This is a genomic window from Roseicyclus mahoneyensis, from assembly GCF_003148775.1.
In the GTDB taxonomy this organism is placed as follows: domain Bacteria; phylum Pseudomonadota; class Alphaproteobacteria; order Rhodobacterales; family Rhodobacteraceae; genus Roseicyclus; species Roseicyclus mahoneyensis.
Genome location: NZ_QGGW01000007.1, coordinates 172,081 through 198,579, shown reverse-complemented (window position 1 = coordinate 198,579; position 26,499 = coordinate 172,081). Strand labels below are relative to the sequence as shown.

General features: G+C 64.4%; 30 protein-coding genes. 21 read left to right on the top strand and 9 right to left on the bottom strand.

Annotated elements, in window-relative coordinates; genetic code table 11:
• Positions 1-194 precede the first annotated feature (194 nt).
• Positions 195-1,091, bottom strand: a complete 897-nt coding sequence (locus C7455_RS14800) for a LysR family transcriptional regulator (protein WP_109669480.1) — start codon at positions 1,089-1,091, stop codon at positions 195-197.
• Positions 1,092-1,277: 186 nt separating this feature from the next.
• Between C7455_RS14800 and bla the strand changes: the two genes are divergently transcribed.
• The 3 genes from bla (at position 1,278) to C7455_RS14785 (ending at position 3,462) form a co-directional block, all read left to right on the top strand.
• The gene (gene bla, locus C7455_RS14795) at positions 1,278-2,162 is read left to right on the top strand and encodes a class A beta-lactamase (RefSeq protein WP_109669559.1); all 885 of its coding nucleotides are present in this window, start codon (positions 1,278-1,280) and stop codon (positions 2,160-2,162) included.
• A gap of 75 nt (positions 2,163-2,237) precedes the next feature.
• A complete protein-coding gene (locus tag C7455_RS14790; protein ID WP_109669479.1) occupies positions 2,238-3,134 on the top strand; it encodes a serine hydrolase in 897 nt (298 codons plus the stop codon).
• A 4-nt stretch (positions 3,135-3,138) separates the two neighbouring features.
• Positions 3,139-3,462: a hypothetical protein gene (locus C7455_RS14785; protein WP_109669477.1), complete on the top strand. Its 324-nt coding sequence runs from the start codon at positions 3,139-3,141 to the stop codon at positions 3,460-3,462.
• A gap of 90 nt (positions 3,463-3,552) precedes the next feature.
• Here C7455_RS14785 and C7455_RS14780 read toward each other — a convergent pair whose 3' ends face one another.
• Positions 3,553-4,119, bottom strand: a complete 567-nt coding sequence (locus tag C7455_RS14780; RefSeq protein ID WP_245904349.1) for a TetR-like C-terminal domain-containing protein — start codon at positions 4,117-4,119, stop codon at positions 3,553-3,555.
• A 113-nt stretch (positions 4,120-4,232) separates the two neighbouring features.
• On the opposite strand from C7455_RS14780, the gene C7455_RS14775 reads away from it, so the two are divergent.
• Together C7455_RS14775 and C7455_RS14770 are read left to right on the top strand one after the other, a co-directional pair.
• The gene (locus tag C7455_RS14775) at positions 4,233-4,676 is read left to right on the top strand and encodes a nuclear transport factor 2 family protein (RefSeq protein ID WP_109669474.1); all 444 of its coding nucleotides are present in this window, start codon (positions 4,233-4,235) and stop codon (positions 4,674-4,676) included.
• Positions 4,673-5,503 carry an ergot alkaloid biosynthesis protein gene (locus tag C7455_RS14770; protein WP_109669473.1) on the top strand — a complete coding sequence of 277 codons (831 nt, stop codon included), beginning with the start codon at positions 4,673-4,675 and terminating at the stop codon, positions 5,501-5,503. Before C7455_RS14775 ends, C7455_RS14770 begins: the two co-directional genes overlap by 4 nt.
• Positions 5,504-5,613: 110 nt before the next feature.
• On the opposite strand, the gene C7455_RS14765 is transcribed toward C7455_RS14770, so the two are convergent.
• Entirely contained in the window at positions 5,614-6,498 is an 885-nt protein-coding gene (locus C7455_RS14765) for a LysR family transcriptional regulator (protein WP_109669471.1), read from the bottom strand.
• A gap of 115 nt (positions 6,499-6,613) precedes the next feature.
• On the opposite strand from C7455_RS14765, the gene C7455_RS14760 reads away from it, so the two are divergent.
• Positions 6,614-7,336: an SDR family oxidoreductase gene (locus C7455_RS14760; protein ID WP_109669470.1), complete on the top strand. Its 723-nt coding sequence runs from the start codon at positions 6,614-6,616 to the stop codon at positions 7,334-7,336.
• A 23-nt stretch (positions 7,337-7,359) separates the two neighbouring features.
• The gene (locus C7455_RS14755; protein WP_245904348.1) at positions 7,360-7,647 is read left to right on the top strand and encodes an Atu4866 domain-containing protein; all 288 of its coding nucleotides are present in this window, start codon (positions 7,360-7,362) and stop codon (positions 7,645-7,647) included.
• A gap of 6 nt (positions 7,648-7,653) precedes the next feature.
• Here the strand turns inward: C7455_RS14755 and C7455_RS19950 are convergent, their stop codons facing one another.
• Entirely contained in the window at positions 7,654-8,040 is a 387-nt protein-coding gene (locus C7455_RS19950) for a type 2 periplasmic-binding domain-containing protein (protein WP_146200015.1), read from the bottom strand.
• Positions 8,041-8,052: 12 nt separating this feature from the next.
• On the opposite strand from C7455_RS19950, the gene C7455_RS14750 reads away from it, so the two are divergent.
• From C7455_RS14750 to C7455_RS14705, 10 genes are all read left to right on the top strand, one after another.
• On the top strand, positions 8,053-8,475 hold the full coding sequence (locus tag C7455_RS14750; protein ID WP_146200014.1) for a ferredoxin reductase domain-containing protein: 423 nt from the start codon (positions 8,053-8,055) through the stop codon (positions 8,473-8,475).
• Positions 8,476-9,163: 688 nt separating this feature from the next.
• Positions 9,164-9,931, top strand: a complete 768-nt coding sequence (rfbF, locus tag C7455_RS14745) for a glucose-1-phosphate cytidylyltransferase (protein WP_109669465.1) — start codon at positions 9,164-9,166, stop codon at positions 9,929-9,931.
• Complete coding sequence (rfbG, locus tag C7455_RS14740; protein ID WP_109669557.1) at positions 9,928-10,977, top strand: CDP-glucose 4,6-dehydratase; 1,050 nt, start codon at positions 9,928-9,930, stop codon at positions 10,975-10,977. Before rfbF ends, rfbG begins: the two co-directional genes overlap by 4 nt.
• Positions 10,974-11,522 (top strand): dTDP-4-dehydrorhamnose 3,5-epimerase family protein, encoded by a 549-nt coding sequence (locus C7455_RS14735; RefSeq protein ID WP_109669463.1) that lies wholly within the window; start codon positions 10,974-10,976, stop codon positions 11,520-11,522. Before rfbG ends, C7455_RS14735 begins: the two co-directional genes overlap by 4 nt.
• Positions 11,519-12,742: a class I SAM-dependent methyltransferase gene (locus tag C7455_RS14730; protein ID WP_109669462.1), complete on the top strand. Its 1,224-nt coding sequence runs from the start codon at positions 11,519-11,521 to the stop codon at positions 12,740-12,742. The genes C7455_RS14735 and C7455_RS14730 overlap by 4 nt, the downstream gene beginning before the upstream one ends.
• A complete protein-coding gene (locus C7455_RS14725; RefSeq protein WP_109669460.1) occupies positions 12,739-13,176 on the top strand; it encodes a hypothetical protein in 438 nt (145 codons plus the stop codon). Before C7455_RS14730 ends, C7455_RS14725 begins: the two co-directional genes overlap by 4 nt.
• Positions 13,173-14,231 carry a class I SAM-dependent methyltransferase gene (locus C7455_RS14720; RefSeq protein ID WP_109669459.1) on the top strand — a complete coding sequence of 353 codons (1,059 nt, stop codon included), beginning with the start codon at positions 13,173-13,175 and terminating at the stop codon, positions 14,229-14,231. Before C7455_RS14725 ends, C7455_RS14720 begins: the two co-directional genes overlap by 4 nt.
• Positions 14,228-14,998, top strand: coding sequence for a cephalosporin hydroxylase family protein (locus C7455_RS14715; RefSeq protein WP_109669457.1), 771 nt, complete (start codon positions 14,228-14,230; stop codon positions 14,996-14,998). The genes C7455_RS14720 and C7455_RS14715 overlap by 4 nt, the downstream gene beginning before the upstream one ends.
• Positions 14,999-15,019: 21 nt before the next feature.
• Positions 15,020-15,901: a glycosyltransferase family 2 protein gene (locus tag C7455_RS14710; protein WP_211315496.1), complete on the top strand. Its 882-nt coding sequence runs from the start codon at positions 15,020-15,022 to the stop codon at positions 15,899-15,901.
• A complete protein-coding gene (locus C7455_RS14705; protein ID WP_170119096.1) occupies positions 15,898-16,719 on the top strand; it encodes a glycosyltransferase family 2 protein in 822 nt (273 codons plus the stop codon). The genes C7455_RS14710 and C7455_RS14705 overlap by 4 nt, the downstream gene beginning before the upstream one ends.
• 7 nt (positions 16,720-16,726) lie before the next feature.
• On the opposite strand, the gene C7455_RS14700 is transcribed toward C7455_RS14705, so the two are convergent.
• Entirely contained in the window at positions 16,727-17,494 is a 768-nt protein-coding gene (locus tag C7455_RS14700) for a glycosyltransferase family 25 protein (RefSeq protein WP_109669454.1), read from the bottom strand.
• Complete coding sequence (locus C7455_RS14695; protein ID WP_170119095.1) at positions 17,491-18,444, bottom strand: glycosyltransferase family 2 protein; 954 nt, start codon at positions 18,442-18,444, stop codon at positions 17,491-17,493. The genes C7455_RS14700 and C7455_RS14695 overlap by 4 nt, the downstream gene beginning before the upstream one ends.
• A 264-nt stretch (positions 18,445-18,708) precedes the next feature.
• On the opposite strand from C7455_RS14695, the gene C7455_RS14690 reads away from it, so the two are divergent.
• Complete coding sequence (locus C7455_RS14690) at positions 18,709-19,572, top strand: alpha-1,2-fucosyltransferase (protein ID WP_170119094.1); 864 nt, start codon at positions 18,709-18,711, stop codon at positions 19,570-19,572.
• A gap of 68 nt (positions 19,573-19,640) precedes the next feature.
• Here the strand turns inward: C7455_RS14690 and fcl are convergent, their stop codons facing one another.
• The 3 genes from fcl to bhcR all read right to left on the bottom strand — a co-directional run bounded on the left by fcl (position 19,641) and on the right by bhcR (position 22,873).
• Positions 19,641-20,612 carry a GDP-L-fucose synthase gene (fcl, locus tag C7455_RS14685; protein ID WP_109669450.1) on the bottom strand — a complete coding sequence of 324 codons (972 nt, stop codon included), beginning with the start codon at positions 20,610-20,612 and terminating at the stop codon, positions 19,641-19,643.
• A 9-nt stretch (positions 20,613-20,621) separates the two neighbouring features.
• Positions 20,622-21,743 (bottom strand): GDP-mannose 4,6-dehydratase, encoded by a 1,122-nt coding sequence (gene gmd, locus C7455_RS14680; RefSeq protein ID WP_109669449.1) that lies wholly within the window; start codon positions 21,741-21,743, stop codon positions 20,622-20,624.
• A 281-nt stretch (positions 21,744-22,024) separates the two neighbouring features.
• Positions 22,025-22,873: an HTH-type transcriptional regulator BhcR gene (gene bhcR / locus C7455_RS14675; RefSeq protein ID WP_109669447.1), complete on the bottom strand. Its 849-nt coding sequence runs from the start codon at positions 22,871-22,873 to the stop codon at positions 22,025-22,027.
• Between the two features lie 171 nt (positions 22,874-23,044).
• Between bhcR and bhcA the strand changes: the two genes are divergently transcribed.
• The 3 genes from bhcA to bhcC all read left to right on the top strand — a co-directional run bounded on the left by bhcA (position 23,045) and on the right by bhcC (position 26,480).
• Complete coding sequence (bhcA, locus tag C7455_RS14670) at positions 23,045-24,235, top strand: L-aspartate--glyoxylate aminotransferase BhcA (RefSeq protein WP_109669445.1); 1,191 nt, start codon at positions 23,045-23,047, stop codon at positions 24,233-24,235.
• A 10-nt stretch (positions 24,236-24,245) separates the two neighbouring features.
• Positions 24,246-25,211, top strand: a complete 966-nt coding sequence (bhcB, locus tag C7455_RS14665) for a beta-hydroxyaspartate dehydratase BhcB (RefSeq protein ID WP_109669443.1) — start codon at positions 24,246-24,248, stop codon at positions 25,209-25,211.
• A 105-nt stretch (positions 25,212-25,316) separates the two neighbouring features.
• Positions 25,317-26,480: a 3-hydroxy-D-aspartate aldolase BhcC gene (bhcC, locus tag C7455_RS14660; RefSeq protein ID WP_109669442.1), complete on the top strand. Its 1,164-nt coding sequence runs from the start codon at positions 25,317-25,319 to the stop codon at positions 26,478-26,480.
• The last annotated feature ends 19 nt before the right edge of the window (positions 26,481-26,499 follow it).

Sequence of the window (26,499 nt, the reverse complement as noted above, 5' to 3'; positions counted from 1 at the left end):
GATATCGACCCATCAACCAATCGAGTCACTAAGTGACACACATGTTAGATGTCACTTAGTGACAGACGATGCAAGAGGACAGCCAGCCTTTCCGCCTGTGATGCCCCGACAAGATGCACAGCCAAGGCATGGACATGAGTGTGTGGTGCGCGACCGTCAGACCGGGCGGCCCGACGTCCTGACCGATACAGCCGCTAGCCAGCGCTGCTGGCCGTCAGCCCTGTTGATGCCGCCCGCAACCATCTTCGGAAGTCCACCATCGCGGGTGTGGGCGGCCGGTCCGCGGGCCATGTGAGGGCGTAGCTGCCAACCGTCACCACCGTCGAAAACGGCTGAACCAGCCGCCCATCCGCGGTGTGGCGCGTGAACATGTCGACGGGAAGCAGCGCCACGCCCCCGCCCTCCGCCGCGATCTCGGCCATGGCCAGCGACGAGTCGAAGATCGGACCGGTCAGCGGTGGACAGGGTACGCCCGCCTCTGCGAACCAGCGAGGCCATTCATCGCTGCGATAGCTCCGCAGCAGGACCTCACGGCCGAGGTTTTCGGGCTTCGTCAGATATTCGGCAACCTCCGGCGCACACAGCGGTGCCAGCGGAGCCTCGAGCAGCACCTCGGACTCAAGCCCGGGCCAGGAACCGGCACCGTAGCGGATCGCCATGTCGAGCCCTTCGCGCAGGATCTCGACGCGGTTGTTGTTGGTCGAGATGCGCAGGTCGATCGACGGATGGTCCCGCCGGAACGCGGGCAAGCGCGGCAAGAGCCAGGCGACGGCAAAGGTCGTGACGACACCGATCTTCAACGTCTCGATATTGCGATGCCCCGTGATCCGGTCGAGGGTCCGCGCCATGGCGTCGAAGCCATGTTCGAGGACTGGGTAAAGCGCCCTCCCCTCATCCGTCGGCACCAATCCGCCGGAGGCACGCACGAACAGCGCGACGCCCAGCCGATCTTCAAGCCGCGCAATCTGATGGCTGACCGCGGCCTGGGTCACGCGCAACTCTATGGCGGCACGCGTGAAACTGCCTTGCCGGTAGGCCGCTTCGAACACGCGCAACCCATTCAGGGGAAGGTCCGGGCGATCCATAGGCATTACTCCAGCTAATGTTGATGGTGATACTTTGTCGTTTGATGGCCGTAAAGCGGCAGGCTAAGGGGTGCGGCGTGACATCACCTGATGTCTTGCATGTTCCAACCCATCATGGCCGCGCGTCATTCCCCGCCTCGTGCAGGCGGCGGAGCGGAGCCGTGCGCCATCGATGCCGACAAGGATGACCCCATGTTGACCCATTCCGCCAAGCTGCTCCTGCTGGCCGCCGGCCTTGCCCTCGGATTGCTGGCTGGCACCCCTGCCTTTGCGCAGGACCCCGAGCAGACCCTTGCCGCAACCATCGACCGCATCGAACAGGACCTCGATGCGCGCGTTGGGCTTCTGATCCGCGACAGCGGGTCGGATTGGTCCGCCACCTACCGGGCCGACGAACGTTTCCTGATGACCAGCACGTTCAAGACGATGCTGTGCGGCGCCGTCCTGCATCGCGTCGACGCAGGCGACATAGACCTTGAGGAACGGATCGCGATCGAGACAGCGGATATCCTCGACTATGCGCCTGTCACCGAAACGATGGTCGGAAACACGATGAGCGTGGGCGCCCTGTGTCACGCCGCGCTCGACATGAGCGACAATACGGCGACAAACCTCCTGATCGACCGGATCGGCGGCACGCAGAGCGTCACCGCCTTCCTGCGCGAGATCGGCGATCCGGTAAGCCGGCTGGACCGCCGCGAGCCCGAGGTGAACACCTTCGCCCCGGACGATCCGCGCGACACGACCACGCCCGCGGCGATGGCCTCGACCATGGAAGTCTTGCTCGCGGGCGACGCCCTGTCCCCGCAATCGCGCGCGCAACTGGTCGACTGGATGAGCGCAGGCGGCGTCACGGGCGCCCTGATCCGCGCGAGCACGCCCGAGGGCTGGCATGTCGCCGACAGGTCGGGCAGCGGCAATTTCAACCGCAACATCGTGGCGATGGTCACACCGCCGGATCGGGCGCCCTATTTCATCGCGATCTTCCTCTCGGACGCGCAGGCCGACTTCGACACCCGCAACGCCGCCGTGATCGCCCTCTCCGACGCCGTCATGCAGGTCGTGACGAGCCGGTAAGGCCGCCCCGTACGCAAGGAAACGACGCTTGGGGCGCGCATCGTGACCAAGCATCGAACGCCGAGGTGAAGGGATATGAAAAGACGGATCTTTCTGGCCCTGATGGCCGCGGCCCTGTCGCGGGGCGCTGCTGCACAACCATCGGGTCACGCGGTTCGGGACCTGTATCCCCGCACTTACGACGACGGGATCATCCCGAACTTTTCCCTCGAGCTGATCGAGATATCGGCGGGAACCGACATTTCCGTCGCCCTTCTGGATACGGCAAGCGCCCGCAGCGTCCAATGGAACGACACGGCGCGGATTAACCTCGACGGGACGGTCAGCCTCTTGCTGGCCGCCGCAGTCCTTCGCCGTGTCGCCGAAGGTCGCGATGTTCTGGACCGAGACGTTCCCGCAGCGGAAGGGCTGATCGGACAGAAGATGACCGTGGACGCCCTTTGTGCCGCGATGATGACCCGCGGCGACAGCACGGCGGCCAGCCTTGTGCTGGGTGTCGTCGGCGGATCGGATGGGCTCACCAGTTTCCTGCGGGACATCGGCGATGTGGAGACTGAGGTCGCCGCAACCGCAGCGCAAGGCGACGATGCCACGCCAGGCAGCATCCGGGGCACGACGACGCCCTGCCAGATGCTCCGGAACCTCGAGCGGCTTCTTTTGGGCGATGGCCTGACCGCAGATGGCAAGGCGCGACTTCTGGACTGGAAGACCTCCAACACCACCGGCGCGTCCAGGCTGCGGGCGGGGTCGCCCGAGGGGTGGATTGTGGCCGACGTGACGGGTCAGGGGGCTTACGGCGAAACCTCTGCACTTGCCGCGATCTTTCCACCGGATCGCACACCACTGCTTATGGCCGTTTATTTCGGGCGTTCACCACGCGCCCCGGGCGCACAGGATCGCTATTTCGCAGAGCTTGCCCGCATCGCGACGGACAACATCCAAGAACCGATGGAGGCGACAAGCCATGACTAGGCGCATGCTACTTCCCTGTGCCGCAGCTGCCCTGCTGCCGGTCCAAGGTCTCGCCCAGGGGGCTGATCTCGAGGGGATGACCTGGACAGAACAGAAATGCGCCTTCTATGACCGCGCCTTCGACGATGCGGTCGGAAAGGTCGATGCCAAAGGTCTGAGCGCCGCGTTTCTTGCGCAGAACGAGGCCTTCGTCGCGGGCGGCTGCACCGAATACCTTCGGATCTGTCCCACCTCGGCGCAGGAATATCGGCTTGTCGACATCCTGACGTTGATGACGATGAACGAAGGCATGGCCAGCACATTCGTGCCCTTCGGATGCCCCCAGTAAGGTCCAGCCGGGATCTTCAGGATAAAAATCTGGTTTTTGCTGCGGCACTACTGCCTTTCAGGGCGCGCTGCCCCGAGACCTCACCCAGCGTCAACGGCCGTCGCCAAGGGCCTGCAAACCGGCCGTGATCGCGGCCGCTTCCACCGCAAGCTGGCGGCGCGTTGGCGTCTGGCCCAAGACCACCATGCGCCAGTAGAGCGGCGCCGGAAGCAGATCGAGCGCAAGGTCGCGATCCACGGCCCCGTCCAGTTCACCCCGCGCAATCGCACGGTCGAGAATGACCTGCCCCTGTCCCCGCCGCGCTTCGGCCACTTGCGCATTCAGGGCCCGCATCTCGGCGGATCGCGCCGCCTCGGCATGCAGATCGGGCAGGATGCGCCGGATCACCGGGTGGCGCAGCACGGCCCGTAGGCGGATCAGAAAGGCCAGAACATCGGCGTTCAGGCTGCCGTGATCCTCGGGCATGGCAAGGGTCAGGCCAAGCTCCGACAGGGCCGCCGCCGCAAACTCCTGGCGCGACGAAAACCGCCGATAGATCGCGGCCTTACCGGCACCGGCTTTCGCCGCAACCCGTTCCAGGCTGACTGCGGCCAGTCCGCGCTCGGCCCATTCCTCGAAGAACGCGCGGTAGAGCGCGATGGTAAGGTCGGCGCTCATCACGGCCGCGCCGGAGGGTTTCCGGCGGCTCTTTTCAACGGAACGGTTGCGTTCCAACGAAATTCTCCCCATATGGTCGATACGCTAACGTTCCATCCATATGAGGTTCCGCCATGGACCACAAGTTCGACAGTTTTTCCGACCTGCTTCGTGCCGCGCTTGGCGAAAAGCTCGCGCCTTCGGACAGCCTGCTGGGCATGTTTGACGAGGATGTCGTCTTCGAATTCCCCTATGCGCCGGAGGGCCTTCCCAAACGCCTCGACGGGGTCGGGGCGCTGGACGCCCATCTGCAGAAGCTTGGCCCGCTGATCGATTTCGGCCCTATGGTTCTGGGCACCGTTCACGCCGCGGGCGACACGATCATTTTTGAGTTTTCCTGCACCGGGAAAGGCGTCCGGACCGGTGCCCCCTACGATCAGGACTACATTTCGGTCGTGACCCTGCGCGACGGGCGCATCATGCGATACCGCGATTACTGGAACCCAACGGTGGTCCTGACGGCACTCGGCGGACGAGAAGCGGCCGCCGCTGCTTATGCGGAAGAGGTGCCGGCATGATCGGGAAAATTCTCGTCATCGGGGGCAAGGGCAAGACGGGCCGTCGCATTGCGGCGCGGCTGTCAGCGGCAGGGATCGAGACGGTCATCGGCACCCGTGCGCCCGCTTCCGCACAGGACAAGCGGTTCGATTGGTCGGACCTCACCACCGCTACGGCCTTCGACGGCTGCAAGGCGGCTTACGTTGTGGCCCCCACCGACCGGACCGATCATCTGGCGGTGATGCAACCCATGCTCGAGTCGGCGATGACGCGGGGCGTGCGGCGTTTCGTGTTGCTCAGTTCGTCGCTTTTGCACCCCGGTGGCCCCATGATGGGGGAGGTTCACGCCTGGTTGGCGACCAATTCCAACGATTGGACGGTCCTCCGCCCCTCGTGGTTCATGCAAAATTTCTCGGAAGGGCCACACGCATCGACGATCCGGGAGGAAGGCGCCCTCTACAGCGCCACGGGCACCGGCCGCGTCGGCTTCATCGATGCCGAAGACATCGCCGCCACTGCCGTTGCGGCCCTGACGACCCAAACGCCCCTCAACCGTGATTTCGTCCTGACAGGACCGGAATCCCTCGGCTACGACGACACTGCGGCGATCCTCTCTGCGGTGACCGGCCAGACGGTCCGGCACATCCCGCTAGAGCCTGCCGAATTGACGGCCCGCTTTTTGGCACAGGGCCTCCCGCTGGACTATGCCGAGGCTCTGACGAACCTGGACAGTGCCATCAGGTCGGGCGCGGAAGCTCGCACAACGGATCACGTCGAACACCTGAGCGGGCAGCCCCCAACCCCCTTCCGGAGCTTTGCGGATCGGGTGCGGGACATTTGGATGTGACGCCTGAAGCGGCGTCTGTTCGACTGCGGGCGTTCCGGCCAGACACAGCGAGCGTCAGGCGGCTACGCCGACCTGTCCGCGCCTGCAAGCGCCGAGAGTCTCCGCGCCGCTCAATCCGCAAGCCGCCAGCGGCGTACGTGATCGACCAGCGCCCGCAGTTTGGGCGCCATGTGCTTGCGCTGCGGGAAATACAGGTAGAACCCCGCGAAGGGCGGAAGGTAGTCCGTCAGCAGCGGCACAAGCGCGCCGCTGTCGAAATGCTCCCTCATGCAATCCCGCGGGGCAAAGGTGATGCCGCCCCCCGCCAGCGCAACCCGCAGCATCAGCCGGAGGTCATTGGTCGTGAGCTGCGGATCGACCATCACGTCGAAGGGCTGGCCATCTCGCTCGAATTCCCATCGCCAGGGCGCCGTGTTGGGACCGGGCCGCCAGCCGATGCAGCGATGATGCAGAAGATCGCCCGGATGCTCCGGCGCTCCATGTTTCGCAACATAGCCGGGGGAGGCCGCCGCGACCTCCCTTTGCGGACCGCTGACGGGCACGGCGATCATATCCTGCTCGATCACTTCGCCCAGGCGAACACCTGCATCATAGCCATGCTCGACGATATCCAGCTCTTCATCGGTCACCGTCACATCGACAATGATCTTGGGATACGCCTCTGCAAAACGGGCCAGCAGGGGGCCGGACAGGAACTCCTCGGCGATGGAGGTGACCGCAAGCCGCAGCCGACCGCTCGGGGCATCGCTGTTCACCTCCAGCGCGTCGTGAACCGCCCCCATGGGCGCGCGTAGGCTCTCGACCAAACGCTCCCCTGCCTCGGTCAGGCGAACGGCGCGGGTCGTCCGCATCACCAGCTGCACCCCAACCGTATCCTCGAGCCGGCGTATCCCCTGGCTGACAGCGGACCGCGTGACGCCAAGCCGGTCGGCGGCGGCGCGGAAGTTCCGCTCCTCCGCGACGGCGAGCAAGAGCGGCAGCAGGTTCAGGTCCATCCAACACCTCCGTTGTCGCGCAGCGCTAACCATCCAGTCCAGCACTGGCTCAATACTCTCTACAGCCGCCTTGGTCCATGTTCCTCCGTGCGATCAATCTGAAAAGGAGAACGTCATGGACAAGGTCATTCTGATCACCGGAGCGTCGAGCGGCATCGGCGAAGGCATCGCCCGCGAGCTTGCGGCCCGCGGCGCGAAGATCCTCATGGGCGCACGCCGCTCGGACCGGCTGGAGACCATCGCCGAAGAGTTGCGCTGGAACGGCGCCGATGTCGCCACATGGCAACTCGATGTGACCGACATCGCTTCCATGCAGGACTTCGCGCAGACCGCCCTCAACCTGTGGGGCCGCATCGACGTGCTGGTGAACAATGCCGGTGTCATGCCCCTGTCGCCCATGTCCGCCCTCAAATTCGACGAATGGGAGCGGATGGTGGACGTGAACATCAAAGGGGTCCTGTGGGGGATCGGCGCCGTTCTGCCTATCATGGAGCGGCAGGGCGAAGGCCAGATCATCAACATCGGCTCCATCGGTGCCCTGCAGGCCTCGCCGACGGCGGCGGTCTATTGCGGCACCAAATTCGCGGTGCGCGCGATCTCGGACGGGTTGCGCCAGGAAAGCAGCGCCATACGCGTCACCTGCGTCAATCCCGGCGTGGTGGAAAGCGAGCTTGCCTCCTCCATCACCCATGAGGAGACGCAGGCGCTTATGGGCGGTTACCGCGCCATCGCGCTGAAACCCGCCGATGTCGCGCGTGCCATCGGCCAGCTGATCGACGCCCCCGCGTCCGTCGACACGACCGAAATCACCATCCGCCCCACCGCATCCGCAAATTGAGGCTTACAATGGAGAAATCGACCATGCTTACCGCCGCCCTTCTGGCCACCGTCGCGGAATTCGCCCGGCGTGACGACCCGCACCCCTATTCCGGGCTGTGGGTCACCGCCGACAACCGCATCCGGCACGAACTGCTTCCCAACGGCCGCTATGTCGAGGCCCGCGGCAATCAGGAACGCGCCTACGAAGGCCGCTACGAGATCACTGGCACGCATATCGACTACTGGGACGACAGCGGCTTTACCGCCGACGGTGAATTCGTCGAACCCGACGTGCTGCAGCATGCCGGGATGACCTTCTTTCGGAAGTAATCGCGGTCACGGTGGCAAACCTTCCGTGGTCTTCACACAAAATGGTCGGCTCCCCCCTGTCGGGAGGCCGACCAAACCGGCCAATCCTGCAGAACAGGCAAGTCCCGTAACCTGTCGCGGGCAAAGTCGAGAAAGCAGCGCAGTTTCGCCGTCACGCACCGCCATCATGTCCGAGGGCGGCAAATCACCGATCCGCAGGGCGACGTCGATGCCCTCCTCGACCAGGTTCAAGATCCGGTCGACCTTAAGCAGATCTGCCGCCACTTCCGGATAGATCACCTGTCGCGGCAGCTGAGGATTGCGGGGAAGCTGCACGAGAGACAGGACATCACGTCCGTCTACTTGGTCCCCGTCGATGACCGCCCGCCAGACCCGTTCAGGGTCAGACAGCATCTTCTGATCGAAGTGCAGGGTCCTCGCCAGCACGGCACCTCCAAGCGCTCCTATTCCCTGTCCGGGCCGCCGCAGGACCGCCGCTTCTATCGGATCAGCGTAAAGCGTAAAGACAAGGGGCTGGTATCGCGGTTCCTGCATGACGATAGCCACGAGGGCGATGCTATCGCAGCGCGCGGGCGCGCGGGCGACTTCGTCGCGCCGGGCTGGGACTGCCAGCTGGTGTTGGTCAGCGCAGGTGTCGGTCTCACGCCCGTGATTTCCGCGCTCTGGGCCAATGTCGGCCAGAAAAACCGGGATATCTGGTTTTTCAACGGCACACGAAACGGTGCGACCCACGCTCTCCGCGATGAGGTGAACGGCCTTGTGCAAGCCAACCCGAAGCTGCGCAAACGTGTATTCTACAGCCAGCCCAAGGCCACCGACCGGACATAGACGATGACCTTCAGGGCCGTCTTTACGCAGGTTTCCTTCTTGCCCTAGGGGCCGGTCCAAACGCGCGCTACCTACTGTGTGGCCCGGTGGCCGTTCAATCCGGCATTCAGCGCTGTCTCGTGTCTTCGGGCGTTCCGCTAAGCCAAGTGCATCAAGATACCTTCGGCCCGGCAGGCTGACCCATGCGAAGTTTGCGAAAGGCTCCAACTCTTTGGTGAGATGGAGCATCGTTGGCACGACGGTGAGCACGCTTTCCCCTGAAGGTCGCGGATGCGCCGTGCACCTGGTTGTCGCGACAGCGTCACGACGAGGACGGCCGTCGGCCTGAGGGCTCTTGCGCACAGTGCTTGCCCTGAAGTTCATATCCGGATGGCGGCATCGCTGCAGATCTGCTGGCGACAGCGCCCCCTTTTCGGCACGGTATATCCTTGCTCATCTCGAGGTCGATCCCATGGATCGGCGAGCGCGGCGCGACCGCGCTTGGGTGTGGACCTCCCGGCTGCCCGACCTGCGGAACAGGGGGCAGGTCTTCGCGTGCAAGCCGGCTACCACGCTGGACTCACAAGATGAATCCCGCATCGGTCCCTCCCGGGTTTGGTGCGGCGGAGCCATGGACAGCTTCATTCTCGACCTTTATACGCGACAGCGAACTCGCAAAGCTGATTGATCGTTCGAGAATAGGACTTGCATGAAGGCCGTTATCTTGTCCGGTGGTCTGGGAACTCGGATCAGCGAAGAAAGCCATCTGAGACCCAAGCCGATGATCGAGATCGGGGGCAAGCCGATCTTATGGCACATCATGAAGCTATACGGATATCACGGGATCACGGAATTCGTGATTTGCTGTGGCTACAAAGGGTACGTGATCAAGGAATATTTCGCCAATTATTTCCTGCACATGTCCGATGTGACCTTCGACATGTCGGAGAACCGAATGGAGGTGCATCACCGCTCCGCGGAGCCGTGGAAGGTGACGCTGGTCGATACCGGTGAACAGACCCAGACCGGTGGTCGTCTGGCGCGTGTGCGGCCCTATATCGACGGCACATTTTGCCTGACCTATGGCGACGGCGTCAGCGACGTCCACATCCCAACGCTGCTGGCCCATCACCGAGCCGAGGGCGCGCAGGCCACCGTCACGGCGATCCAGCCCGCCGGCCGGTTCGGCGCGTTGGAGCTGCAGGGCGAGCGGGTGCGCAGTTTTCTCGAGAAGCCGCAAGGCGACGGGCGCTGGATCTCGGGCGGGTTCTTTGTGTGCGAACCGTCGGTTTTCGACCGGATCGAGGGCGATGACACAATCTGGGAGCGCGGCCCGTTGGAAGGTCTCGCCGCCGACGGCGCGCTTGCCGTGTACCGTCATCCCGGGTTCTGGGCGGCAATGGACACGCTGCGTGACAAGAATTTTCTCGAATCCCTCTGGGCATCGGACAAGGCGCCGTGGCGGGTCTGGGGATGACGGCAGACTGGCACGGTCGGCGCGTCGTGATCACGGGACATACCGGGTTCAAGGGATCTTGGCTGTCGCATTGGCTGTTGCGCCGGGGGGCCGAGGTGTTCGGCCTGTCGCTTTCGCCTGACACGACGCCGGCGCTGTTCGACCAGCTTGGGCTTGCCGGCCGGCTGGACCACCGGATCGGCGATATCCGCACGCCGGGCTTGGTGGCCGAGCGCGTCGCCGAAGTGCAGCCCGATGCGATCTTTCACCTCGCCGCTCAGCCGCTTGTCCTTCGGTCCTACGCAGATCCGGTCGAGACCTGGAGCACGAATGTCATGGGCACGCTCAATGTGCTCGAGGCGGCGCGTGGGCTGTTGCGCCCTTGCGCGCTGGTCGTGATCACAACCGACAAGGTCTATGAGAACCGCGAATGGCCCCACCCCTACCGGGAACCAGACCGCCTCGGAGGCCATGATCCCTATTCCGCCAGCAAGGCCGCAACCGAACTTTTGGTGGCAAGCCATGCCCGCGCGTTTTTGCGCGGTGGGCCAGTGCGGCTGGCCACGGCCCGGGCAGGCAATGTGATCGGAGGCGGCGACTGGGCGGAAAACCGCATTCTTCCCGATCTGGCGCGCGCGCTTGCCGCAGGTCGGCCGCTGGCGCTGCGCAACCCGGCCGCGATCCGGCCGTGGCAGCATGTGCTGGACCCGCTGGCAGGCTACATGACCATGGCCGAACGCATGCTGGCCGATACCCCCGTGCCTGACGCCGTCAATTTCGGCCCTGCATTGACCGATCTGGCGCCCGTCCGGCGACTGGTCGAGATCGCGCTTCGGCATTGGCCCGGCACATGGCACGACGCCTCCGACCCTGACGCCCCGCACGAGGCCGGGCAACTGGCCCTGTCGATCGAACTGGCCCGCGCCACGCTGGGCTGGGCCCCGCGCTGGGGTCTCGAGGATGCGGTGGCCCGCAGCATCGAATGGTATCGCGGCCTTCATGAAGGCGCCGACCCTGTGGCGCTGACCGATGCCCAGATCACAGCCTTCGAGGCGTCGGACAGATGATCTTTCACCCGCTCAAGCTGCATGGCGCGTTCCGCATCGCGCTGAACCCGAGGGAGGACACGCGCGGGTTCTTTGCACGGTTCTTTTGCACCGAGGAGTTCCGTGCGCAGGGGCTTCTGCCCGAAATCGCACAGATCAACACCTCCTTCAGCCGCGCGGCGGGGACGGTGCGGGGGCTTCATTTCCAGCGGCCACCGGCCGCGGACAGCAAGGTGGTGCGGTGTCTGCGCGGCGCGATCCGGGACGTGATCGTCGACCTTCGCGCCCGCTCGCCGCAATTCGGTCAATGGGAAGCTGTGGACCTGACCGCAGAAAACCGCGACATGGTCTATGTGCCGCCGGGGTTTGCTCACGGGTTCCAGACACTGTTGCCCGATACGGAGTTGTTGTACCTGCATGGGGCGGCCTACAGCCCTGCTCACGAAGGCGGCGTCGCCCATGACGATCCCGAACTCGGCATCGACTGGGCCTTGCCCGTCGCAAATCTTTCGCCCCGGGACGCTGCCCTGCCCCGGCTGCACGACCTGGAGCCTCTTGCAACATGAACTGCCGCCATTGTCAGGCTCCGCTCAGAGACGTCTTTCTGGATCTGGGTGCGGCCCCACCCTCCAACGCCTACATGACGCGCGACGCATTGCGCGCGCCCGAGGTGCATTATCCCTTGCGGCTGTTCGTTTGCGGCACCTGCCGACTGGTCCAGACAGAGGATTTCACAACGGCGGACGCTCTGTTCAGCGATGATTACGCCTATTTTTCCTCGACCTCCAAGGGCTGGCTCGCCCATGCCGCGCGCTATGCCGCGATGGTGATCGACCGGCTGGCGCTTGGGCCCGCCTCGCATGTCGTCGAACTGGCGAGCAATGATGGTTATCTTCTGCGCAATTTCGTCGAAGCGGGCATCCCCTGTCTGGGGATTGAACCGACCAACAGCACCGCCGTGGCGGCCGAGGCGCTCGGCATCCCCGTGCTGCAGGAATTCTTCGGTGAGGCCGTGGGCGCGCGACTGGCCGCCGAGGGGCGGCAGGCCGACCTGATCGCAGGCAACAATGTCTTTGCCCATGTCCCCGACATCAATGATTTCACGGCGGGGATCGCGGCACTGCTGAAGCCCGAAGGCGTTGTCACGCTGGAATTTCCGCATCTGATGGAACTGGTGGAACACGGTCAGTTCGACACCGTCTATCACGAGCATTTTTCCTATCTCTCGCTGCTCAGCGTCGCGCGCATCCTTGCCAAGGCCGGTCTGCGAATTTTCGATGTCGAGCAGATCCCGACACATGGCGGAAGCCTGCGCGTCTGGGGCTGTCTCGACGGCGCGCCACATGTCGAACGTGGGGCAGTGGCCGCGCTTTTGGCCGAGGAACGCGCCCGCGGCATGGCGGGGGATGACTTCTACCGCGGGTTCCAGACCAGGGCCGAGACGATCAAGGACGACCTGTTGCGGTTCTTGCTCAAGGCACGCGCCGACGGCAAGACGGTGGCGGGCTACGGCGCGGCGGCCAAGGGCAACACGCTTTTGAATTTCGCCGGCGTGCGACCCGACCTGCTCAACTTCGTGTGCGATGCGGCAACGGCCAAGCAGGGCAAGTTCCTGCCCGGCTCGCGTATCCCGATCCTTGCGCCCGCCGCGTTGAGCGCGGCCGCGCCGGATTACGTCTTGATCTTGCCTTGGAACATCGCCGAGGAGGTGATGGCCCAGCTTGATCCGCTGCGCGCCTCAGGCACGCGCTTCGTGACCGCAGTGCCGGAGTTGCGAGTGAGATGACGGACCGGGTCTTTCCGACCGCGGTGACAGGTTTCGTCGTGAGGCCGGTTCTGGCCGATCCCGCCCGTCATGGTCGGGCGATATGCCTGGCTCGGCATAGGCCCGATGCGCTGACCGAAGGCATGGGCAGGCGGCAGGCGGCCTGCACCGGTATCGCCAAGGTGATCCATGGCACATGGCGCGCGCGCCCCGGCGCCTGTCTGACCTCGCCCCGCAGCAGTGACTGCCGGACGGGCATGATCAGGCCGGACCAAGGCGTGGCGAATGTCCGCACGGGCGTCTTGATCGCCACGCGCCAGCTTGCGAAACGGATCGCGCAGGGATACGCGCGGCGCGACATGTGGCGGTTCGGGGTGCGGGGCGACACTTTGGTGGCGACCGGTCACGAGCTGGGCATACCCGCCTGCCTGCCCGCCGATGAGGAGAGAACATGACACCTCAGACCCGTCTGTTGTATGCACAGGACGCGCTGCCCGTTTTCCAGAACCGGATGTATGACAGCGCAGCCGAGGGGCGCGATTGCCCCAAGGGCGACATGCGGTTGGTCGAGGATCTGGAAACGGGGCTGGTGCACAACGCGGCCTTCAACCCGGAGTTTGTCGATTACGACGCCGCCTACCAAAACGAACAGGCCGGCTCGCCGCAGTTCAGGGCACATATGGACGCCGTGGCCGATCTGGTCGAAGACAAGATGGGACGCACCGGGCTGATCGAGGTTGGCTGCGGCAAGGGCACCTTTCTGGAACTGCTATCGGACCGGGGCGCAAAGGTGACCGGCTTCGATCCTACCTACGAGGGCGACAGCCCGCTGGTGAAGCGCGCCTATTTCAGTCCCGGCCTCGGGCTGCGCGGCGAGGGGCTGATCTTGCGACATGTGCTGGAACACATCCCCGACCCTGTTGCGTTCCTGCGCAAATTGGCCGAGGCGAACGGTGGACGCGGCCTCATCTATATCGAGGTGCCCTGCCTCGACTGGATCTGCACCCACAAATCCTGGTTCGACATCTTCTTCGAGCATGTGAACTACTTCCGGCTGACGGACTTCAACCGGATCTTCGCGCGTGTGGTGCATGCCGACCGGGCCTTTGGTGGGCAATACCTTCGGGTGGTCGCCGATCTGTCGACCCTGCGCACACCACGCCGCGACGCCGGCGACACGGTCCGCTTCCCCGACGACATCACCGCACGCCTGAAGGCCCAGACCGAGACGGGTGGCCCTGACGATATCGTCTGGGGCGGCGCCTCCAAAGGCGTGATCTTTTCGCTTTTGCGGGAACGCGCGGGCCGTCCCGTGGGCAGGGTGATCGACATCAACCCGGCCAAACAGGGGCGCTACCTGCCCGCGACGGGCCTGCGCGTGCTGTCCCCCGACGAGGGGCTGCGCGGTATCGAACCCGGGGCGACGATCCTTGTGATGAACCCCAATTATCTCGACGAGATCCGCCAGATGACGGGCAACGCCTTTACCTATGTGGGAGTGAGCGCATGACACCTTTCGAAAAAGAGGTGGCCGACCGCCTTGCCGCGGCCCAGACCGACAAGGGCCTGCGCGCGGCCGGTCAGGCCTTTGCCGAGGCGACGATCCCGGCGCAGTATTCCTACAACTTCTTTTGGGCTGGACGGCCGATCATCCAGTATCCGCAAGACATGGTCGCGTTGCAGGAAATCGTCTGGGCCACGCGCCCCGACCTGATCATCGAAACGGGCATCGCCCATGGTGGATCGCTGATCTTGTCGGCCTCGCTTCTGGCGATGCTGGACTACTGCGATGCCGCCGAGGCAGGCGGGGTGATCGACCCGCGCCAGCCGCGCCGCAAGGTTCTGGGCATCGACATCGACATCCGGCCCCATAACCGCGCCGCGATCGAGGCACATCCCATGGCAAGCCGCATCGAGATGATCGAAGGCTCCGCCATAGCGCCCGACATCGTGGCGCAGGTCCGCGCGCGCGCCGAAGGCGCCGGGCGGGTGATGGTCTGCCTCGACAGCAATCATACCCATGATCACGTTCTGGCCGAGCTTGAGGCCTATGCCGAGCTTGTCACCCCGGGTTGCTATTGCATCGTTTTCGACACCGTGGTCGAGGATCTGCCGGCAGAGATGGCGGGTGATCGCCCTTGGGGGCCGGGCGACAATCCCAAGACGGCCGTGCATCACTGGCTGCCCGGGAACCCCGATTTCGAGATCGACCGCAGCATGGATGCCAAACTGCTGGTCTCCGTCGCGCCCGATGGCTACCTGCGGCGCAAGGGCTGAGGGCGGGACGTGCCGGGGTCGGTGGATATCGCGGCAGGTGCGACGCCCCGGGTGTCCATCGGGATGCCGGTCTACAATGCCGCGAAACATCTGCCGGGGGCCATCGACTCGTTTCTGGCGCAGGGGTTTGCCGATTTCGAACTGATCATTTCGGACAATGCCTCGACCGACCGCACGGGCGACATCGCCCGACGCTATGCCGCGCGCGATCCCCGCATCCGCTACGTGCGACAGCCTCGCAATATCGGCGCGGCGGGAAACTTCGCCTATGTCTTGGGCGAAGCGCGCGGGGACTTCTTTCAATGGGCTGCCCATGACGACCTGTGGCGCCCCTTCTGGCTGGAACGTGCCGTCGCGGCGCTGGATGCAGAGCCCGAGATCGGCTTCGCCTTTCCCAGTTTTGCGATCAAGGATCAGATCTTTGGGTTCCTTGATGAGTACGACCCCGGGATATTTGCGTTTGTCGAGTCCCGTGACAGCCGCGCACGGCTGCTGCATTTCCTCGCGCTGCATTTTTCGCACAAGTGCAACATTGTGTATTCGCTCTTTCGAACAGAGTTCATGCGTCAGGCCATACAGTCGCAAGGGCTGGAAAACGATGGTGTCCTCGCAGCCGTCTGTGTGGGGAGGGCCAAAGGAAAAGTGATCGCTGGTTTCCCCTTTCTTAAGCGCTGGGGCCTCGTTCGCAGCTGGATCAGGCGTGCTGTTCCACTGTCGCAAAGACGCGAGGCGAACTTCCGAAACGACGTGGCGCGAAGTGTTCCAGTCCTCGAAGTGGCCTTTCCTTGGGCCGTGTCGGAACTCAGGGTGATCATGGAAGCAATGCGCCCGGGACACTTCCCCAAGGGGTACAGGGTCGTCGACGTAGAACGATTGCTGGACCACGCTGCGGTGGCCTTGTGAGCCAACACAGCCTCTCGATCGGACTGCCCGTCTTCAACGGAGCGGCCTATATTGACGCGGCCTTGACGAGCCTGCGGACGCAGACACGTGGTGATTTCGAACTGATCGTGTCCGACAACGCCTCGACCGACGAGACGCCCCGGATCATCGCGGAGCACGCGGCCCGAGACCCCCGACTGCGCGTCATTCGCCAGAGCAAGAACCTCGGTGCAATCGGCAACTTCATCGCCGTGCTGAACGCGGCGCAGGCCGCTCATTTCATGTGGGCTGCCGCCGATGATACATGGTCGCCCGATTGGGTCGAGACCTTGTTGCCCGTCGCGCAATCGCGCCGCTGCATGGCCTTCGGACGCGTCCAGATGACCGAGGTCGATGGCCAGCCGCGCGCACATGCGGTCAACGGGCGCAACCTGTCCTTTACCGGGCCTGCCGCCTTGCGGCGGTTGCGCTATTTCGTGCAACCCGCCTTCATGGGCAAAGCCAACCCGTTCTACAGCATCTTTCCCCGCGATCTCTTGACCGACGACGCGCTTGCGCCGTTCCGGCGCGGCGGGCGGGGGGCCGACATGCTGACGCTCTACCACCTTCTGCGCCAAACGGAGCTCGTCTCGGTCAAGGGCCCGTACATCTACAAACGGCACCATCAGGCCAGCGCCGCGATGACGGAAACAACCCGCATGCGCTTCAGACGCACGCAACTGCCAGATTATCTGACCCTGTCCTCCCCCATCGAGCAGGCCGCCCTGATCGCGGCCTTTCCGGTCGCGGCCACGCTGATCCCGCTCAGGCGGATCGCCAGCCGGATGACGCGGCGCTAGCGCCCGCTCACCGCACCCGCCGCACAAGCCGGTGCCAATGCAGCCCGGCGACATAGCGCAGACGGTAGCGCAGGCTGCGCCAGCCCTGCGCCAAGGCGGCCCATCCCTGCAAGCCCCGGGCGCGGCGTCGGGCGCTCTGGATCGAGCCGGTTTCCGCCGTTTCATCCCCAAAGCGCAGCGGCGGCGGCATGACAAGGGCCACACGCAGGTCCAGTTCCCAGAAATGCTTGTGATCCTCGTCGATCGGGCGCGACACCGGCAGGGCGCGGGCCGCGAGCCGCGCGGCGGCCTTGCGGCGGATCGCATAGCCAAGGGTCGTGGTCGGCACCTTGTAGGGTGTCACGATCTCGCGCCCGGCGCTGAGGGGGCGGCGCGCCATAACGCCTTGCGCCTGTTTCAGCGAAAAAAGCTTGGCTATGTCCCAATCGCCGCCATCCGCTGCAAGGGCCTTTATCACCTGCGGCAGGTCATCTTGCGCGGCGAAATCATCCTCGAGGATCACCGCGCCACCGGCAGGCCCTTGGGCGATCTTTTCCCACAGGGCGACATGGCTCAGGTAGCAGCCCAGTTCGGGGCCGATCATGGGGTGCCGAGCGCGGCGGGCATTGGCCTGCGGGTCGTAGACGCGGGCGCGCTCGGCCTCGGTCAGGGCGCGCCCGTCCACCGCCTCGAAACGGTCAAAGGACAGGCCCCGGCGCGCCAACTCATCCGTGACGCGGGTCATGCGGGTCGTGTTGGCCGCCATGTTGATCACGTAGATGGGCCAGTCGTTCATGTTGCGCGCTCCAGCCAGTCTCGCCAGCCCGGTGTGCTGTCATCCAGCGCCTGTTCGACGCTCGTTTGCGGAAAGGCCCGGGAAAGGGCCATGTCGCGCGCCGCCGACAGCCGTTCCTTGCCATCGATCTGCGCGCGCAGCCGCCGGATCAGGCCCGGCGCGCGGGCCTGCCGCATCTGCGACATGTCCCAGATGCCAGCTCCCGCCATCTTGTCGCGTTTGCGCGCGTAGCGAGAGCCGGGATTGGCATCAAGTTCGTAATTGGCAAAGCCACCGCCCTGCTTGAGAAACTTCAGATGCCAGTAGAACCAGCCCGCGAACTCCCGGGTGAGAGGCCCGCGGGCAAAGCGTTCGAATCGCGGATCATGGGTGAAATAGGTGTCGGTCCGGACCCGGAAATACCCGATGTCCCCGCCGCCCGACACCGGATCAGCCGAGGCGATGCCCAGCCGCCCTGCCCGGTCACGGATCAGGTTCGGACCCGAAAAACAGTGCAGACGCCGATCATCGGCCTCGCCGGTGCGAATGCGGCGGACCATGCCGCCCAGCGCCTCGGGAATGGCGAGGTGATCGTCGTCAAGTTTCACGGCCCATTGGTGACGTGTCATCGCCAAAGCGCAATTGTAATAGGTCACAAGCGATTGCGGCGAGGACGGCGGCGTGCTCGCATGGCCCTCGCTGCCGGCGGGGTGCACGCGGGGCAGGTAGTGGACAACCCTGAGCCGCGGCCCGTATTCGCCGGCCAGCCGGTCAAGGATGTCGGGCGTGGCATCGGTGCACTGGTTGTAGACCGCGACGATCTCGTCATAGGCGTCGATATGGCTGCGGATCGTCGCCTCGAGGAAATCGGCCCCGTTGCGGATCCGCATGAAGGCCGAAACGCCCGGCAAGCGTTCGGCCGGCGCCAGAAGCGCGGGGCTGAAACTATAGGTTTCGATTTGCTTGATCACCAGTTCAACCCCGCCTAGAAGGACGGTCTTAGCAAGAGGCAATCGCCGCGTAAACGGAAAGCCCGGTGCCGGCCGCCTGCCCGAAACTGTCAAGGACCATGCAGGTTCAACGCGCCCCGTGAACACGCTCTCGACCAGTCGGCCACCGGTGACACGGGACAAGCGAGCCGGAACACCATCGCATCGGTGTCGGGACGCTGCTTGCCATCGGCGCTTTCGCCACTCCGTTGACGTCAGCCGTTCAGAGGGGCAACGCGAATGATCATGATGACGCTGATTGGCGGCCTTGGAAACCAGATGTTCCAATATGCCGCCGGACGCTCCTTGGCGCTCACAACGGGACAGGATCTTGTCCTCGACCGCCGTCATTATCGCCGCGCGCGCGAACACGGCTATGCGATGGATGTGTTCGAGCTTGCTGATCGGCCCGTGCCGGATGCAGAGATGCCCCCATTCCCACGCGAGCGCCCCCTTGCGCACATGCTCTGGAGACTGGCCCGACGAGGACCCGCGCGGCTGCGCGAAGCCGGTCCCGGCTATGACCCACGCGTGGCGCAAGTCACAGGGCCGGTCTGGCTGGAGGGGTATTTCCAGTCTGAACGGTATTTCGCAAAGCACCGCTCGGTCATCCGGGACGAGTTGACGGTCAAGATGCCGCCGGACCCCGAGAATGCCCGCTGGCTCTCCCGGATCAAGGACGAGCCGCGGGCCGTTTCCCTGCACGTGCGACGTGGCGATTACGTGCAAAACGCGAAATTCGCAGCTCTCCACGGCACCTGCACACCGGCATACTACACGGCCGCTCTCGATCATGTCGCGGCGCAGATGGGCGAAGAGCCGGTCGTCTTTGCCTTTTCCGATGATCCCGCCTGGGTCAGCGAAAACCTTGTCCTGCCAGCCGAGATCAGGGTCGTCGGGCACAATGGGCCGGACCGGAACTACGAGGACCTCCGGCTCATGAGTTCGTGCCGCCATCACATCATCGCCAATTCCTCGTTCTCGTGGTGGGGGGCGTGGCTGAACCCGAACCCGGAAAAGATCGTCGCCGCGCCGGAGCGATGGTTCGCCAATCCCGAATTCGAGAACCCGGACATCTGGCCGACAAGCTGGATCAAGATCCCGGGGTAACGCCCTGAAGCGGACCTTTGCCACCGATTTCCCCGGACTTCATAAACGCCGGGAAAGTGCGGACGGCATCACATGCGCGCTTCGGCAGCGTTCTCAAGGAACCAGCGATATGTGCCGCCTATTCCGTCGCGCAGCTCTATGCGCGCCCGCCAGCCCATCGCGGAAAGCCGGCTCACATCCATGAGCTTTCGCGGGGTGCCGTCGGGCTTGGTCGTGTCACAGCGGATCTCGCCCTGAAACCCCGTCACTTGCGCCACCATGGCCGCAAGGTCGCCGATGCTGACATCCGAACCTGAGCCTACGTTGATATGGCTCAGCATGGGCTCGGTGTTCGCGTCATAGATGGTTCGGTCCAGATCCAGCACGAAAAGCGACGCCTCGGCCATGTCGTCGACATGCAGGAATTCACGTCGCGGGGTGCCGGTGCCCCAGATCACCACCTCGCCCAGCCCATCGCGGACCGCCTCGTGGAATCGGCGGATGAGCGCGGGCAGAACATGGCTGTTGTCGGGGTGGAAATTGTCGCCCGGCCCGTAGAGGTTGGTCGGCATGACACTTCGGTAGTCGGTGCCATGCTGACGGTTGTAGCTCTCGCACAGCTTGATGCCCGCGATCTTGGCGATGGCGTAGGGCTCGTTCGTAGGCTCGAGCGTCCCGGTCAGGAGCGCCGCCTCGGCCATGGGCTGGGGTGCCATGCGCGGATAGATGCAGCTCGACCCCAGCTGCAGCAGGCGTCTGACCCCGGCGGCAAAAGCCTGATGGATCACATTGCACTCGATCATCAGGTTCTCGTAGATGAAATCGGCGGGATAGCTGTTGTTGGCATGGATGCCGCCCACTTTCGCCGCGGCGAGGATCACGACATCCGGACGTTCGGATTGCATGAACCTTCTCACGGCGGCCTGGTCGGTCAGGTCAAGCTCTGCATGCGTCCGCGTGACAAGGTCGATCTTCTCGCCTTCCGCCCGTCGCGCCGTCAACCGACGCAGGATGGCCGAGCCGACCATGCCGCGATGCCCTGCTACGAAAATCCTGGTCATGAGGCGGCCTCACCCTTCAAGGGCCACCGGCAAATTGTAGCCATGCGACTTGAGAAAGGCATGGCGTTTCGCCGTCTTCAAGTCCTCGGCCACCATCTCGCTGCACATCTCGCGGGCGGTGATCTCGGGCTTCCAGCCGAGCTTGGCCTTGGCCTTGGACGGATCGCCAAGTAGCGTCTGGACCTCGGCAGGGCGGAAGTACTTGGGGTCGATGCGCAAAAGGACGTCACCCGGACGAACCGCGGGGGCATTGTCCCCCGCCACGGCGCTCACCCGGGCCACCTCGTCAACGCCGTGACCCTCGAAGGACAGCGCAATGCCCAGATCGGCCGCCGCCCAAGTAATGAAATCACGCACCGAATGCTGTTCGCCGGTGGCAATCACGAAATCCTCGGCCGCATCTTGCTGCAGCATCATCCACTGCATGCGGACATAGTCCTTCGCATGACCCCAATCGCGCAATGCGTCGATGTTGCCCATGTAAAGACACTGTTCCAGCCCTTGGGCGATATTGGCCAGCCCCCGGCTGATCTTGCGGGTGACGAAGGTCTCGCCCCTGCGCGGGCTCTCGTGATTGAACAAGATGCCGTTGCAGGCATACATCCCATAGGCCTCGCGGTAGTTCACCGTGATCCAGTGCGCATACATCTTGGCCACGGCATAGGGCGAACGCGGGTGGAAGGGCGTCGTCTCGGTCTGAGGGGTTTCCCGAACGAGACCGTAGAGTTCGGAGGTGGACGCCTGATAGAAACGCGTCGTCTTGTCGAGGCCGAGAAACCGAATGGCTTCCAGCAGCCGCAAGGTGCCCATGGCATCGACATCGGTGGTGTATTCCGGCGCTTCGAAACTGACCGCGACGTGAGACTGGGCGCCCAGGTTGTAGACCTCGTCCGGGCTCACCTCGGCCAGGAGGCGGGTCAGGTTCGACGTATCGGTCAGATCACCGTAATGCAGCCGCAGCTTGGGGTCGGTCTGATGCGGATCCTCATAGATGTGATCGATCCGCTGCGTGTTGAACATCGACGCCCGGCGCTTGATGCCATGGACCTCATAGCCCTTCCCGAGCAGCAGCTCCGCGAGGTAGGAGCCGTCCTGGCCGGTTATCCCGGTGATCAGCGCGCGTTTCGTCATGCTCTCGCCTCATCTTTGCGAAGGAACCAGCCGTCCCTGCAGCCGGAAAAAGTCCGACAGCTGATGCTCGTTCGGCTCGCCCGGACCATGGCCAGTGAGCCTGTGCCGTGGCGCTCGTGGATCGCGTGTCCACCTGAACATCGCTTCGGGTTGATAAGCTGCCGTTTGGGGTGAGGCAAGTCACGCGGGACAGACCTCATGCTTGCAGGCGTGGGGTCACGCCCGCCGGTGATCCGGGAAACCGTCAGCGGGTCGGTCACCCGCCGCCATCCGACCGCGCATCATCCCCGCGCCTCGGCCCCCAAGGCCGCCGAAAGATCCGCGGCCGCCCGCGCGACAGCCTCGGCCAGACGGGGCGTCTCGCGCACCGAGACGCGGCTGACCGGACCCGACACCGACAGGCCCGCCACCGCCTCGCCATGGTGGTCGAAGACAGGGGCCGCGATGCAGCGCATCCCCTCGTTCTTCTCCTCGTCGTCGATGGCATAGCCGCGCGCGCGGGTTTCTTGCAGGTTTGCGCGCAGATCGACGGGATCTGTCAGCGTGCGCACGGTGAAACGGTCAAGCGGTGCCGTGGCAATGTAGCGCGAAAGACGGTCGTCGGTCATCTGGGCCAGCAGCGCCTTGCCGATGCCCGAGGCATGCATGGGCGACAGCGAGCCCGGCGGAAAGAACGCCCGGATCGAGGCGTGGCTTTCCACCTGGCTGACGAACAGCACATGCGCCTCGCGCGCGATGCCGAGGTTGGCGGTTTCCCCCGTCGCCTCCATCAGCCGACGCAGGATCGGCCGGGCCCGGTCCACGACCGAGGTGCGGCGCAGATACCGCGCCCCGATCAGAAAGGCGCGCGGCCCGATGTGCCACAGTTGCGCGCCCGCGTCGAATTCCACCAGCCCGCGCGATTCCAACGTCGTCAGGATGCGGTAGGTCGTGGCGGGCGATTGGTCGGTGTCGGCGGCCAGTTCCGACAGGGTGGCGCCCGGCATGGTCGACAGATGCTCGAATACCGCCATCGCCCGGTCGAGTGATTTGATCGTGTTCTGGTCGGTCTTGTCGTCCCAAGCCTTGGGGCGTCCCCGGGCGCGCGACGCCCCGGGACGGGGGGATTCGACCTCTGGATCGTCACGCATTTTGGCCTCGCTGCAGTGCAGTGAAAAACACTTTCACCCTGTGAAAAAATACAAGCGTTTGATATTAAACAACTTCGACGCATACTAGCATTTCTGAAAAACCTTTTCAAAAAAATTGTGCGCGGCGGCCGCAAAGACTAATGTGGAGACGAGAGATGAGGAGAGACCCTGATGAGCCTGCAGAACCCGGTTTTCATTCCCGGCCCGACGAACATGCCCGAAAGCCTGCGCCGGGCCTGCGACATGCCTACGATCGACCACCGATCCGACCTGTTCAAGGATATCCTGCACCCTGCCCGTGACGGCGTGAAGCGCGTGCTGAAATCGGCCGTGGCCGAAGTGTTCGTGTTCCCCTCCACCGGCACGGGCGGCTGGGAAACGGCCATCACCAACACGCTCACCCCCGGAGACACGGTTCTGGCGGCGCGCAACGGCATGTTCTCCCAGAAGTGGATCGACATGTGCCAACGTCACGGCCTGACGGTCGAGATCATCGAAACGCCTTGGGGCGAGGGCATTCCAACCGCCCGGTTCGAAGAGATCCTGACCGCCGACACAGCGCACAAGATCAAGGCGGTTCTGGCCACCCATAACGAGACTGCGACCGGCGTGCGCTCTGACATTGCGGGCGTCCGCCGCGCGATGGATGCGGCCAAGCACCCCGCGCTTCTGTTTGTCGACGGGGTCAGCTCCATCGGCTCCATGCCCTTCGAATTCGACGGCTGGAAGATCGACGTGGCCGTCACCGGGTCGCAAAAGGGCTTCATGCTGCCCGCAGGTCTCGGCATCGCGGCGTTTTCGCCCAAGGCGATGGCGGCGGTGGAAACCGGCGGCCTGCCGCGCACCTATTTCGACATCCGCGACATGGTGAAGGGCTATGCCATCAATGGCTACCCCTACACCCCCGCCGTCGGCCTGCTGAACGGACTCAAGACCGCGTCGGAGATGCTTATGGAAGAAGGGCTCGACAATGTCTTCGCCCGCCATACCCGCATCGCAACCGGCGTGCGCGCCGCAGTGCAGGCCTGGGGTCTGCAGCTTTGTGCGATCCGCCCCGATCTTTACTCCGACACGGTCAGCGCGATCCGCACGCCCGAGGGCTTCGACGCCGGCCGCATCGTCAGCCACGCGAGCAAGCGGTATGGAGTGGCCTTCGGCGCGGGTCTGGGTCAGGTCGCAGGCAAGGTGTTCCGCATCGGGCATCTGGGCAGCCTGACCGATGTGCTGATGCTCTCGGGTCTGGCCACGGCGGAAATGGCCATGGCCGATCTTGGCCTCGACATCCGCCTCGGCTCCGGCGTCGCCGCCGCGCAAGAGGTGTATCGCAGGACCGCCGCGCCCGTCGCGCTGGCCGCTGAGTGAGGGGAACGCCATGAAAGACGCCATCGAGACCCATATCCCGACCTATGACGACGTGCTGGCCGCCCACGCGCGGATCGCGCCCTACATCCACCGCACGCCGGTCCTGACCTCGCAATTCATGAACGAGCTGACCGGCGCGGACCTGTTCTTCAAATGCGAGAACTTCCAAAAAGCCGGTGCCTTCAAGGTGCGCGGGGCGTGCAACGCGGTCTTCGGCCTGTCCGACGATGTGGCGGCCAAAGGGGTGGCCACCCATTCTTCGGGCAACCATGCGCTGTCCCTGTCCTATGCGGCGGGCCGGCGTGGCATCCCCTGCCATGTCGTGATGCCCCGCACCGCACCCGAGGCGAAAAAGGCCGCCGTGCGCGGCTATGGCGGCATCATCACCGAATGCGAGCCCTCGACCACCTCGCGCGAGGCGGTATTTGCCGAGGTTCACGCTCGCACGGGTGCCGATTTCGTGCATCCCTACAACGACCCCCGCGTGATCGCGGGACAAGCCACCTGTTCGCGCGAGCTGATGGAACAGGTCGAGGGTCTGGAGGCGGTCATCGCCCCCATCGGCGGCGGCGGCATGGTGTCGGGCTGCTGCCTGACGCTGTCCAACATCGCGCCGCACGTCAAGATCTACGCCGCAGAGCCCGAACAGGCCGATGACGCCTACCGCTCCTTCAAGGCCGGTCACATCATCGCGGATGACGCGCCCAACACCATCGCCGATGGCCTCAAGGTGCCGCTCAAGGAAAACACCTGGCATTTCGTGTCGCACCACGTCACCGACATCCTGACCGCAAGCGAGCAAGAAATCATCGACGCGATGAAGCTGACCTGGGAACGGATGAAGATCGTGATGGAACCGTCCTGCGCGGTGCCGCTGGCCACGATCATCAAGAACCCCGACGTCTTCCGCGGCAAGCGCGTCGGCGTCATCGTCACGGGGGGCAACGTGGACCTCGACAAGCTGCCCTGGATGTAAGGGCAAGACCATCATCGGTGGGCGGATCGCCCACCCTACACCGCCCGTAGGGTGGGCGATCCGCCCACCTTGACCGGGCCGGAAACGCAAACCGGGAGAGAACCCATGAAAGACGTCATCGACATCGAAACCCTGGAAGTCGGCTACGACATCCCCGCCCTGCCCGGCATGGACGAGGCGGATATCCAGACGCCCTGCCTGATCCTCGACCTCGATGCGCTGGAGCGCAACATCAAGAAGATGGGCGATTACGCGGCCTCGCACGGCATGCGCCACCGCGTGCATGGCAAGATGCACAAGTCCGTCGATGTGGCCAAGCTGCAAGAAAGCCTTGGCGGCGCGGTCGGCGTCTGCTGTCAGAAAGTGTCAGAGGCCGAGGTCTTCGCCCGCGGCGGCATCAAGGATGTTCTGGTCTCCAACCAGGTGCGCGACCCGGCCAAGATCGACCGCCTTGCCCGCATCCCCAAGCTCGGCGCGCGCGCGATCTGCTGCGTCGACGACCTCGCCAACGTGGCCGACCTGTCGGCTGCCGCCGTCAAGCATGGCACAACCATCGAGTGTCTGGTGGAAATCGACTGCGGCGCGGGCCGCTGTGGCGTGACCACCACGCCCGCCGTGATCGAGATCGCCAAGGCGATCGACGCGGCGCCGGGTCTGAAGTTTTCCGGCATCCAGGCCTATCAAGGCGCGATGCAGCACCTCGACAGCTATGACGAGCGGATGGCCAAGACCACCATCGCCATCAACATGGTGCGCGATGCGGTCGAAGGCCTGAAGGCCGAGGGGCTGGAGTGCGACATCGTCGGCGGCGGCGGCACCGGCAGCTACTACTTCGAGTCAAATTCCGGCGTCTACAACGAGCTTCAGTGCGGCAGCTACGCCTTCATGGATGCCGATTACGGCCGCATCCTCGACAAGGATGGCAACCGCATCGACCGCGGCGAATGGGAAAACGCGCTGTTCATCCTGACCAGCGTCATGTCCCACGCCAAGGCCGACAAGGCCATCGTCGATGCCGGCCTCAAGGCACAATCGGTCGACTCTGGCCTGCCGGTCATCTTCGGCCGCGACGACGTGAAGTATGTCAAATGCTCGGATGAGCACGGCGTCGTTGCCGACCCCGAGGGCGTGCTCAAGGTCAACGACAAGCTGCGCCTTGTCCCCGGCCACTGCGACCCGACCTGCAACGTGCACGACTGGTATGTCGGCGTGCGGAACGGCAAGGTCGAGGTGGTCTGGCCCGTGTCGGCCCGCGGCAAGGCCTACTGAGGATGGACGGCGGAAAATC

Excerpts from the sequence above, each read along its gene's own strand:
- C7455_RS14760 (WP_109669470.1), top strand. The coding sequence starts at position 6,614 with ATGGACAAGGTCATTCTGATCACCGGAGCGTCGAGCGGCATCGGCGAA.
- C7455_RS14790 (WP_109669479.1), top strand. The coding sequence starts at position 2,238 with ATGAAAAGACGGATCTTTCTGGCCCTGATGGCCGCGGCCCTGTCGCGG.
- C7455_RS14755 (WP_245904348.1), top strand. The coding sequence starts at position 7,360 with ATGCTTACCGCCGCCCTTCTGGCCACCGTCGCGGAATTCGCCCGGCGT.
- gmd (WP_109669449.1), bottom strand. The coding sequence starts at position 21,743 with ATGACGAAACGCGCGCTGATCACCGGGATAACCGGCCAGGACGGCTCC.
- bhcA (WP_109669445.1), top strand. The coding sequence starts at position 23,045 with ATGAGCCTGCAGAACCCGGTTTTCATTCCCGGCCCGACGAACATGCCC.
- C7455_RS14720 (WP_109669459.1), top strand. The coding sequence starts at position 13,173 with ATGACACCTCAGACCCGTCTGTTGTATGCACAGGACGCGCTGCCCGTT.
- C7455_RS14765 (WP_109669471.1), bottom strand. The coding sequence starts at position 6,498 with ATGGACCTGAACCTGCTGCCGCTCTTGCTCGCCGTCGCGGAGGAGCGG.
- bla (WP_109669559.1), top strand. The coding sequence starts at position 1,278 with ATGTTGACCCATTCCGCCAAGCTGCTCCTGCTGGCCGCCGGCCTTGCC.
- C7455_RS14770 (WP_109669473.1), top strand. The coding sequence starts at position 4,673 with ATGATCGGGAAAATTCTCGTCATCGGGGGCAAGGGCAAGACGGGCCGT.
- C7455_RS19950 (WP_146200015.1), bottom strand. The coding sequence starts at position 8,040 with ATGCTGTCTGACCCTGAACGGGTCTGGCGGGCGGTCATCGACGGGGAC.
- rfbF (WP_109669465.1), top strand. The coding sequence starts at position 9,164 with ATGAAGGCCGTTATCTTGTCCGGTGGTCTGGGAACTCGGATCAGCGAA.
- C7455_RS14690 (WP_170119094.1), top strand. The coding sequence starts at position 18,709 with ATGATGACGCTGATTGGCGGCCTTGGAAACCAGATGTTCCAATATGCC.
- C7455_RS14715 (WP_109669457.1), top strand. The coding sequence starts at position 14,228 with ATGACACCTTTCGAAAAAGAGGTGGCCGACCGCCTTGCCGCGGCCCAG.
- C7455_RS14780 (WP_245904349.1), bottom strand. The coding sequence starts at position 4,119 with ATGAGCGCCGACCTTACCATCGCGCTCTACCGCGCGTTCTTCGAGGAA.
- C7455_RS14725 (WP_109669460.1), top strand. The coding sequence starts at position 12,739 with ATGACGGACCGGGTCTTTCCGACCGCGGTGACAGGTTTCGTCGTGAGG.
- C7455_RS14800 (WP_109669480.1), bottom strand. The coding sequence starts at position 1,091 with ATGCCTATGGATCGCCCGGACCTTCCCCTGAATGGGTTGCGCGTGTTC.
- bhcB (WP_109669443.1), top strand. The coding sequence starts at position 24,246 with ATGAAAGACGCCATCGAGACCCATATCCCGACCTATGACGACGTGCTG.
- bhcR (WP_109669447.1), bottom strand. The coding sequence starts at position 22,873 with ATGCGTGACGATCCAGAGGTCGAATCCCCCCGTCCCGGGGCGTCGCGC.
- fcl (WP_109669450.1), bottom strand. The coding sequence starts at position 20,612 with ATGACCAGGATTTTCGTAGCAGGGCATCGCGGCATGGTCGGCTCGGCC.
- bhcC (WP_109669442.1), top strand. The coding sequence starts at position 25,317 with ATGAAAGACGTCATCGACATCGAAACCCTGGAAGTCGGCTACGACATC.
- C7455_RS14700 (WP_109669454.1), bottom strand. The coding sequence starts at position 17,494 with ATGAACGACTGGCCCATCTACGTGATCAACATGGCGGCCAACACGACC.
- rfbG (WP_109669557.1), top strand. The coding sequence starts at position 9,928 with ATGACGGCAGACTGGCACGGTCGGCGCGTCGTGATCACGGGACATACC.
- C7455_RS14735 (WP_109669463.1), top strand. The coding sequence starts at position 10,974 with ATGATCTTTCACCCGCTCAAGCTGCATGGCGCGTTCCGCATCGCGCTG.
- C7455_RS14785 (WP_109669477.1), top strand. The coding sequence starts at position 3,139 with ATGCTACTTCCCTGTGCCGCAGCTGCCCTGCTGCCGGTCCAAGGTCTC.
- C7455_RS14730 (WP_109669462.1), top strand. The coding sequence starts at position 11,519 with ATGAACTGCCGCCATTGTCAGGCTCCGCTCAGAGACGTCTTTCTGGAT.
- C7455_RS14775 (WP_109669474.1), top strand. The coding sequence starts at position 4,233 with ATGGACCACAAGTTCGACAGTTTTTCCGACCTGCTTCGTGCCGCGCTT.